This is a genomic window from Levilactobacillus lindianensis (genome assembly GCF_003946095.1).
Classification (GTDB): Bacteria; Bacillota; Bacilli; order Lactobacillales; family Lactobacillaceae; genus Levilactobacillus; species Levilactobacillus lindianensis.
On sequence record NZ_RHOD01000010.1, the window covers coordinates 88,849 to 97,317 of the forward strand.

10 protein-coding genes and 1 riboswitch are annotated in these 8,469 nt (G+C 46.3%); of the genes, 7 read left to right on the forward strand and 3 right to left on the reverse strand.

The annotated features are described in order from the left end of the window. Positions 1 to 7 precede the first annotated feature (7 nt). From EKM70_RS05865 to EKM70_RS05880, 4 genes are all read left to right on the forward strand, one after another. Positions 8 to 445 carry a MarR family winged helix-turn-helix transcriptional regulator gene (locus tag EKM70_RS05865; RefSeq protein ID WP_125546127.1) on the forward strand — a complete coding sequence of 146 codons (438 nt, stop codon included), beginning with the start codon at positions 8 to 10 and terminating at the stop codon, positions 443 to 445. Between the two features lie 314 nt (positions 446 to 759). Beyond that, positions 760 to 1,626, forward strand: a complete 867-nt coding sequence (locus EKM70_RS05870; protein ID WP_125546129.1) for a DegV family protein — start codon at positions 760 to 762, stop codon at positions 1,624 to 1,626. Between the two features lie 50 nt (positions 1,627 to 1,676). Then, positions 1,677 to 1,774, forward strand: a riboswitch (THF riboswitch). A 42-nt stretch (positions 1,775 to 1,816) separates the two neighbouring features. Further along, entirely contained in the window at positions 1,817 to 2,341 is a 525-nt protein-coding gene (locus tag EKM70_RS05875) for a folate family ECF transporter S component (protein ID WP_225416386.1), read from the forward strand. A gap of 278 nt (positions 2,342 to 2,619) precedes the next feature. Next, entirely contained in the window at positions 2,620 to 3,060 is a 441-nt protein-coding gene (locus tag EKM70_RS05880; RefSeq protein WP_125546133.1) for a GtrA family protein, read from the forward strand. Between the two features lie 161 nt (positions 3,061 to 3,221). On the opposite strand, the gene EKM70_RS05885 is transcribed toward EKM70_RS05880, so the two are convergent. Next, positions 3,222 to 3,731: a VanZ family protein gene (locus EKM70_RS05885; RefSeq protein WP_125546135.1), complete on the reverse strand. Its 510-nt coding sequence runs from the start codon at positions 3,729 to 3,731 to the stop codon at positions 3,222 to 3,224. A 261-nt stretch (positions 3,732 to 3,992) separates the two neighbouring features. Between EKM70_RS05885 and EKM70_RS05890 the strand changes: the two genes are divergently transcribed. Both EKM70_RS05890 and EKM70_RS05895 read left to right on the forward strand, forming a co-directional pair. After that, on the forward strand, positions 3,993 to 4,322 hold the full coding sequence (locus tag EKM70_RS05890; protein ID WP_125546136.1) for a MazG nucleotide pyrophosphohydrolase domain-containing protein: 330 nt from the start codon (positions 3,993 to 3,995) through the stop codon (positions 4,320 to 4,322). Between the two features lie 227 nt (positions 4,323 to 4,549). Continuing rightward, a complete protein-coding gene (locus EKM70_RS05895) occupies positions 4,550 to 6,091 on the forward strand; it encodes an endonuclease MutS2 (protein ID WP_125546138.1) in 1,542 nt (513 codons plus the stop codon). A 117-nt stretch (positions 6,092 to 6,208) separates the two neighbouring features. Here the strand turns inward: EKM70_RS05895 and EKM70_RS05900 are convergent, their stop codons facing one another. Continuing rightward, positions 6,209 to 7,036, reverse strand: a complete 828-nt coding sequence (locus EKM70_RS05900) for a hypothetical protein (RefSeq protein ID WP_225416387.1) — start codon at positions 7,034 to 7,036, stop codon at positions 6,209 to 6,211. A 113-nt stretch (positions 7,037 to 7,149) separates the two neighbouring features. After that, entirely contained in the window at positions 7,150 to 7,686 is a 537-nt protein-coding gene (locus tag EKM70_RS05905; RefSeq protein WP_125546140.1) for a hypothetical protein, read from the reverse strand. A 486-nt stretch (positions 7,687 to 8,172) separates the two neighbouring features. Here EKM70_RS05905 and EKM70_RS11370 point away from each other — a divergent pair, with 486 nt between their 5' ends. After that, a complete protein-coding gene (locus EKM70_RS11370) occupies positions 8,173 to 8,343 on the forward strand; it encodes a hypothetical protein (protein WP_164506339.1) in 171 nt (56 codons plus the stop codon). Positions 8,344 to 8,469: the final 126 nt, after the last annotated feature.

An 8,469-nucleotide genomic window follows, 5' to 3' on the forward strand; every position in this document is an offset into this window, starting at 1 on the left:
AGGGCAAATGAAATCCAGTTTAGCGGCGCTTATGGCCATTAACAAAGTTCAGCAAACGTTACTGCAACGGATGACCAAGCAACAGCACCTAACCGTTTCCGAGTGGCAACTCTTGGATCATATCGGCGGTGGTGAAAACACCCAAGAAATTCTTGCCCAACAGACCCGGTTGGATACGTCGACACTTAGTCGCCAACTAAAGGGCTTAGTGGCCAAAGAGATGGTCTCTAAGGAAGCCATTGGTCGGGACAAACGTCAGTTGATTTACAGCATTACCCCTGTGGGTACCGAGACGGCCGCAACGATTAATTCGGCTTTCGAAGCGCTCTCGGATGAGGTTTTCGAACACTGGTCAACCGATGAACGTAATTTACTTCAAATATTATTGAACCGTTTAGATAAGAGTATGGATCGGCAACGAAACGTCAAAAAACCCTTGGCTTAACGCCAAGAGACTGGCCGCAGGTTCCACAATTGGATTGTTTTCTAGGTTTTGGCGGTGTTACAATTTAAGGGAGAAACCAGTCTCAGAACGGTTGTTTAGACGCCCCAGAACGCTTACATAGGCAGTTTGAGTTGGCTACCGGCTAGCTATCCGAAAGTTAGCTCATCGCCACTGACGGTGGTTTTCAGAGAATGAGGGTCTCGACGGTCTAAATTTGCCATGATTACGTTTCCAAGAACGCACAATTTCTAGGCGTTCCCGGCGTTTTATGGTATTTTAGTTTCTAAATGATAAAAACAAAGTAGGTGTAAGAAATGAAGATTGCTGTGGTCACCGATAGTACTAGCTATTTGTCCGCAGAAGAGGTCGAGCGGTATCATATTCACGTCGTACCAATTCCGGTGATCATTGATGGTCGCTCCTATGATGAAGATGTTGATATTACCACGAGTGAATTCTACGAGCGGTTACGCAATTCGAAGTCATTTCCAAGTACGTCCCAACCACCGTTGGGTGAAATGATTAATCTATACGATCAGTTGGCCGACGAAGGTTATGATGCGGTGATTAGTATTCATTTGGCTAGCACCATTTCTGGTTTCGTTAACCAATTGAAGGCCTTGGCACCCACCATTGAACGAATTAAGGTCATTCCTTATGATTCCCAAATTACGGTCAAATTGATGGGGTACCTGGCCATTGAGGCCTCGCGGATGGCTGCTAAAGGTGCCGAACCGGACGAAATCATCGCCCGGCTAGATGACTTGCGGTCGACGATCGGTGAGTACTTCGTCGTTGATGATCTTCAAAATCTGGTTCGTGGGGGCCGGTTGTCCAATGCTTCCGGATTCATTGGGAGTGTTTTACGGATTAAGCCATTATTGACCTTTGATGATGAGACGCATGAGATCGTTGCCTTCGAGAAGGTCCGCTCACGGAAGAAAGCCTTGGCACGAGTTGAAGATTTATTTGTCCAAGCGCAGGCTAAAGTCGACTACCCGTTGCGAGCGTTAGTTCTAGACGCTAACGATCCAGATGGTGGAAAAGCTTGGGCGGAAAAAATTGCGACTCAGTATCCTGAGATCCCTGTGGAACGGTCTTACTTCGGTCCAGTCATCGGGACGCATCTTGGAGAAAAGGCGTTGGCTTTAGCTTGGTTGAAGGACTTTGACCGCGCATAACGCGTGCAAGTCTGGAATGGGTATGGTATGCTGTCTTCTGTAATTAAATTTACGGAGTAGGAAGTAAGGCGTCAAGTGCTGGTGGAACGCAATGTGAACACCGGACGAAGGGAATGTGTCCCGCGATCTTATTTCCGCATTGACCGCAGCAATGTGGCAACTCCCTTAGGAGATGTCTGAATTGAAGACAATGGCAAAAACCCAGCTACCCAAGCTGGACACGTTGAGTATGGTTACGATGGGGTTATTGATGGCGCTGCAACTGGTGATCAGTCGCTTCTCGATCGGTAATAACTTTATCAAGTTTAGTTTTACTTTCTTGATTGTGGCGTTACTCGCCAAGTGGTTTGGTCCCTGGTGGGGCATGATGACCGCAGCAGTGGTGGACGTGGTGGGAACCCTGATGACCGGGGGACCCTTCTTCTTGGGATTTACGGTATCGGCGATCCTAGGGTCCTTGATTTACGCGCTGTTTCTTTATAAGCAACCGGTGAGTTGGGGTCGCATCACGCTAGCTTCCGTGATTATTGCGGTGGTGGTGAATGCCTTCCTCAATACGTTGTGGGTGACCATCATGTACCGGACGCCGTTCTGGAGTCTGTTACCGTTACGGGTCATCAAGCAACTCATTGTGACGCCCATTCAGATTGTTTTGGTCTACGGCTTGTTGAAGAGCCGAGTGGTCCAAACGATTCAGGAACGATTAAATCGATAACTAACACGAGCACCGTTTCGGTTAAGCCGGGATGGTGTTTTTAAATGGCTTACATCTAGGGAAATTAAATTAATTACTTTAACTTATAATAGCCAGATTTCACCACTACCGCCACACTGATCAACCTGCCAACACAGCCTAACTCGCAATTAACGGTAAGCACAGGTCAGTGATCCAACCCTTAATTTTTTCTATTAAATGGGGGCGGCACCTTGCGTCATTAAAGGTTTTCAGCTATAACGAAAGAAGACAAGGATTATTCAGGGGGGACTGGAAACATGCAACGATTACTGCAACTTTACTACAAATATCAGGACGTGCTGGCCTACCTGATATTCGGGGGATTGACGACGCTGGTTAATTTGGTCGTCTTTTACGTCACGGCCACACTATGGGGTTGGAACTATCAGGTCGGGAACGTCTGGGCCTGGTTCCTATCAGTGTTATTTGCTTATCTGACCAATCGGGTTTGGGTCTTCCATTCTCATTTTACAACGACTAAAGCCCTTTTCAGCGAAGTTGTGTCGTTCTTTCTCGCGCGGGGAGCGACCTTGATTATGGATATGGCTATCATGTGGGCCGGGGTCACGTTACTCCAGCAAAATGAAATGCTGACCAAATTAGTCGATCAAGTGGTTGTCGTCTTGGCTAACTACTTCTTTAGTAAGTGGTTTGTATTCAAGAAGAATAAAGCCTCATCGGTCAATGAACAGAATTAAATCATTTGATGAACCATCACTGGCGTGTGTGCGCTGGTGATGGTTTTTACTTTACTGTAAAACAGTGAGTCGTTGTTGTGCAGCCTATTGTTATGCGTTTCTAAGGTTAAAGTACCATAAAAAAACTGGCATTTCGTAAGAAATGCCAGTGATGTGTTTACTTAAGCTATTACGCGGTCCGTATGGGTTTTGCGACCGGTTATTCGGTTGAAGATCACAACAACTAGGCCGCCGACCAGAATGCCTAAGGCGTTGGCCAGGACGTCATTGATATCACTGCTACGGTTGATCAGCCAGTCATGGGAGAGCACGTATTGCATGGTTTCGACGCTGCCACCAACGAAGAGGCCCAAGAGACTGACGTCCAGGAGTGAAAGCTTAGGTAACATCCACTTGACCAGCAGTCCCAATGGAATCGTCAAAACAATGTTCTCTAGGAAGCCGAGGTTGAAGACGCCCAGATTGGTTAAGTTGACTCGACCAATCCCGATGGGCATGATATAAATCGCCGTGCCAGAAAATGAGATTGGGGTAAAGAGGATGGCGGCCAAGCCAGTTAAGTAGCCTAGCACTAAGAGGGCGAACCAGCGGCGTTTGCGGCCGGTTGCGACGATGAGTAGGCCACTTAGTCCAGCCAGTAAGATGATGAGCAATAAGGGTTCCCAACGCATCGAACCACCTCCATGAAATTTTGTTTATCTGTCGTGTTGGTTAACATGTTCCTAGACTACAACAGAAGTGCCAATTTTGGTGGTTTTTGGGGAGAGCTTTAAGGTTTCTTGGTTCCTTTAGGAAAACCATAAGGACTTAGGCAAAGAATCATCACACTTTTTCGGGGAGTTGCGGTTACTTATTTATTTATAAGACGTCTGTGCAGGGCTGGCAGCTGGGATCTGGTACAGTTGAAAGAACACTAAAAGGGGGACGAACACGTGACAATTACGGAACATCAAGATTGGCTAGTCGATTTCTACCAGCGGCGGCATTGGTATCAGTATTCACCCTTCGTTCATTTGAATTTCCTAACTGAGGAGGCCGGCGAGGTTTCGCGGGCCATTCGGGCAATTGAGATTGGTCGGGATCATCCTGGCGAAAAGCAAACCACTCCCGCGGTGCGTCAGGCTAATTTACGGGAGGAGCTGGCAGATGTGCTCGATCAGGTTTTAGTGATCAGCAGTCTGTATGATATCGATGCTAGTGACCTGTTGGCGGCCAGTGAGACTAAGCTAACCGAACGTTTCAAGGATAGTCAACCAGATTAGACCCTAACAGCCACCATCAGCGATGACGGTGGCTATTTAGTTGGTGCGTTTGCTCGAAAAACCTAGGTGTGCTAAGGTGGAAACCTACGCTATAAGGAGTGAAGTTAATGAGTGTGCATAATTGTCGCGCGATGTCCGATACCCCAAAGTATATGAATTAGCAACAGCAGGACCGACAATTCAAACCAATGAATGTTTCTCCATGCTGATTGCTGCAAGGAGAAAAAATGACTTTAAAACAAATTACCCAGCTTGATCAGATCCTAACGACCGTCGCCAAGTTTACTCATAGTGACCGAGCAGCTAATGCCCTGCAGACGGCCCCTAACGTGACGGACATGAAGACCGTTCGACAACAGTTAAAGTTGACGGCCGAGGCCCATCGCTTACTTGCCAACGATGTCATGTTGACGTACTTTGATCTGGATCAGCTGACAGCGCTACAAACAAAATTAGACCAAGGACTCTTACTTACGGCAGAACAATTGGGAATGGTGAGTGACTTTCTGACAAACCTCCAACGATTGACGACGGTGCTGCGTGAGCACGAGCAGCTCGCACCGGGGTTAACGACCATGTTAGCCTCTGCCAAGGGTCTGAGCGGCCTGCAAGGCCGCCTAGCGCATGTGATTGTCAGAGGGCAGGTCGCAGATGATGCCACGCCGCAGTTGGCCGATATTCGGCGTCAGATTAAGAAACAACGCCAACAGGTACAAACGACGCTGACCCAATTCGTTCAGAAGCATGCTAAGGCGGTTCAAAGCAATCGCCTGATTACCCGAAATGACCGGGTCTGCGTGCAGTTGAAGGCGAGTTATAAGAACCGGTTTCCAGGACAGGTTGTCGACCAATCTGGGACCGGGTCGACGGTCTTCTTCGAACCACAAGCTGCGGCGAAAAAGTCAGCCGTATTGACCAGTCTGATCAATGCCGAGAGTGATGAAATCTATCAATTGCTGGCCACATTGACCGGAGACGTTCTGGATCATTGGGATGATCTGAAAGCAAATCAAGACTTACTCAGTGACTTCGATCAGACGATGGCCAAAGGACAGTATGGTTTGGAGACGGACAGTCATTTGCCTAAACTGAATACCGACCAACACATTAAGATTGTGGCTGGTCGCCATCCCTTGTTGGGACCGGATGCCGTTCCCTTGGATATCGAACTCACACCACATCAAGGCCTGATGATTACCGGGGCAAACTCCGGTGGGAAGACTGTGGTGTTGAAGACGATTGCGCTATTTGCGTTGATGGTTCAATTTGGCTTGGAACTACCTGCTGAGAAGGGCACAGAAATGGCGGTCTTTAGTCAGTTCTGGGTCGATATTGGGGATAACCAAAGCCTGACTGCTCAGCTGAGTACCTTTGCCGCTGAGATGACGACCTTGGTGGATATGACCGCTAATATTCAAGCCAACGCTCTCGTTTTACTTGATGAAATTGGGAGTGGGACTGATCCTGAAGAAGGGTCTGCCTTGAGTATTTCGATTATTGAGTATCTCCGCCAACAACAGGCGACGATTATTGCGACAACCCACTTCAGTGCTATTAAGGAATACGCAGTGGATTGTCCAACATTTATGACGGCTACCATGGCCTTTGATCCCAAGACGTTACGGCCCACGTATCGCTTGCTTCTGCATCAGGTTGGAGCTAGTGAGGCGGTTTGGTTGGCCGAACGCTTAGGGCTGGCAAAGCCAATTTTAGAGGATACACGACGCCGATTGGCCGCGAAGTCCCGAATGGAACAGGCCGGTCGATGAGTGAATCAGATTGAGTGATGAAAAAAACTGGTTTCGGAGATTATTGTGATCTTCGGAACCAGTTTTGGTTTAGAATCATTTAAATAAAATGGTTCAGTGAGGGTGTGATAATCAAGCTTAGATGTCTGTTGTGGCCATCCTTCCTGCGTAGTAGGGATTACCATTAACTGTGTAACAGTCCCATCCACCGTCCCAAATGGGCTCATCTGAACCAGTACCGTCATCAAAAACAACATGCTTTTTTAAATCTTTAATCTTAAGTTGATACGTGTTACGCCCGATCTTTTTCCCGGGGAGTCCCTTAATTGCAGGGCGATATTTGACAGTTGTCGTATTTCCTTTGACCGTCGTTTTTATCATTTTGGCGGACGCAGATGGTTTGTAAACATCCTCTTGAAGGCCGTCAAGGACGTACATATCTTGGGAACAAGGATCATAGCGATTAACCGTCGATATATTGTAATATTGAATATAGTTGTCTAATGTCAGATAAAATAATGGCGCCGAAGAGTAGCCATGTTTTCTGAGTTTAAAACCTGTTCCTTGCCGTAGAACAGTTGCCCGAATAGGTGCTTTTAGGTTAACTCTTTTAAAGTTAGATTTAGTGAGTGGTATGGTTGGCTTTTGCGCATATCGAAGGTTTCTAATCTTATCGTAATGGACAGCACCGAGTGTGAAGGAAGCCTTGACTTTATGCCCGTTTTCACTTTGAGAATAAAGTTGAAGAACTGTTCCTTTTTTTACGAGGAGAGGCTTATATTTTTTCCCGTGTTTTTGAGAGATGCCCACGTACATGGTCTTTCTTGTTCGAACATAGCCCTGGTATGGAAGCTTTAAGTAGTGATTGGAAGCTTGAGCCGGAAGTGTTGCGGATGTAAGCCCCATCCCCACAACAGTTCCAAACAAAAGTAATCCCCGAAGAACTTTATGATTTAGCGTTAACAATCTAATTACCCCCTGATTTTCCGATACATCTACATTATAGGACATTCGATCGTTTGATAGCAAAAAGTCCTCGGAAATTAAATGGCTTTCTGAGAACTTACATACGACTTTATCTATTTTTTTCTTGAACGCTTTTGTTCGTGGCGGTCATGCCGGCTCTCCGCTTGCAGGGCCGCATTGTGACGCATTTCGGTGGGGTACTGTCGCGATGCTAGTAGCCAGACACAGCCACGTTGAACCAGCAAGGTTACGCCTAAATAGAGGAGCAAGGTTACCGAGCTCCCGGTCCAAATACGGTCCACACCGAGGTGACCAATGATACCGACAGCCCACCAAACTAGGGTGAGCCAATTTCCTTGGCGCATGACAATTCCCTCATCGTTCACCCAAAAGTGGTAAGACCAGGCCCGTAATCCCGCGAATATCACGGCACTGGCCAAGCTCAAACCACCGAAAATCAAGGCTTGTTGCAACGTAATTTGTAAATGTTGTTTCTGGAAGGCATCCCCAATTGAGGCTGCACCGAGTAGGATCACTAAAATGAAAGATTCAATTTTGAATCGAACGATCTTGGGTGCCAACTGTCGCTTGATAACGACAAATAGTAGCCAAGTTCCCAGAACAAGATTGGTTAAGTCTAAGTTTTGCATGAGTTTACTCCTTGACATGATTTATTGAATTTGAATTTTGAGTATACACCTTTTATAGGAGTGTAGGAACAATGCTTTAAAAGTTAATTTGAAGAACAGGTGCCTCTTGGCAGTTAACAGAAAGTGAAGGTATGGCGTCAAAATACCAGTACAAATTTATTTGTAACTTCTCCTGACCCAATCTGTGAAAGTATGACTTTTGATCGGTTAGTGTGGTGTTCCGATGACCAGACCAATATGCTAATACTTCGGTGGAAGAACGGCATCGCGTTCTTGATGCTTGCCAGGAGAGTTGCTGGATGATAAGGTTTAGGGGCTCTAGGATTTCTGCGGCAAAATGAGTGCTATTATTAGCCAGCACACAGCAACAATAAAATTATTAAGTATCAATTTAAAGATATACATTTGCTAAAGATGGGGTAGGATCAACTCTCATATTTTTTATCTGGCAGCAACACATTGGCATAGTTGAATGGAGGAATTGACATGCAACATGATGAATCTAGAAGATCACTTCCAATTTGGGTAGCAATTCTTGGCGTTGTCATAACCCTAAGCTTGGGATTGTCGGTGATCAAAGCTGATGCAGCTAAGACTCCGAGTCACCAAAAGTTACGAACCGAAAAAGCTTATTATATCGGCAAATTCTATAATTAATCCGAACAGAAATTAAAAAGCCCAAAGCAATCACTTACAATGGTAGTAGCTAATTCCAACCAATATAGGGAGTGATTACTTTGGGTACATCTACTTTATCACGTTTTCAACGTGGCGCACTAGCAC

Bases quoted from the DNA above. Each gene is read 5' to 3' on its own strand.
- EKM70_RS05865 (WP_125546127.1), top strand. From the start codon at position 8: ATGAAATCCAGTTTAGCGGCGCTTATGGCCATTAACAAAGTTCAGCAA.
- EKM70_RS05870 (WP_125546129.1), top strand. From the start codon at position 760: ATGAAGATTGCTGTGGTCACCGATAGTACTAGCTATTTGTCCGCAGAA.
- EKM70_RS05875 (WP_225416386.1), top strand. From the start codon at position 1,817: ATGGCAAAAACCCAGCTACCCAAGCTGGACACGTTGAGTATGGTTACG.
- EKM70_RS05880 (WP_125546133.1), top strand. From the start codon at position 2,620: ATGCAACGATTACTGCAACTTTACTACAAATATCAGGACGTGCTGGCC.
- EKM70_RS05885 (WP_125546135.1), bottom strand. From the start codon at position 3,731: ATGCGTTGGGAACCCTTATTGCTCATCATCTTACTGGCTGGACTAAGT.
- EKM70_RS05895 (WP_125546138.1), top strand. From the start codon at position 4,550: ATGACTTTAAAACAAATTACCCAGCTTGATCAGATCCTAACGACCGTC.
- EKM70_RS05905 (WP_125546140.1), bottom strand. From the start codon at position 7,686: ATGCAAAACTTAGACTTAACCAATCTTGTTCTGGGAACTTGGCTACTA.
- EKM70_RS11370 (WP_164506339.1), top strand. From the start codon at position 8,173: ATGCAACATGATGAATCTAGAAGATCACTTCCAATTTGGGTAGCAATT.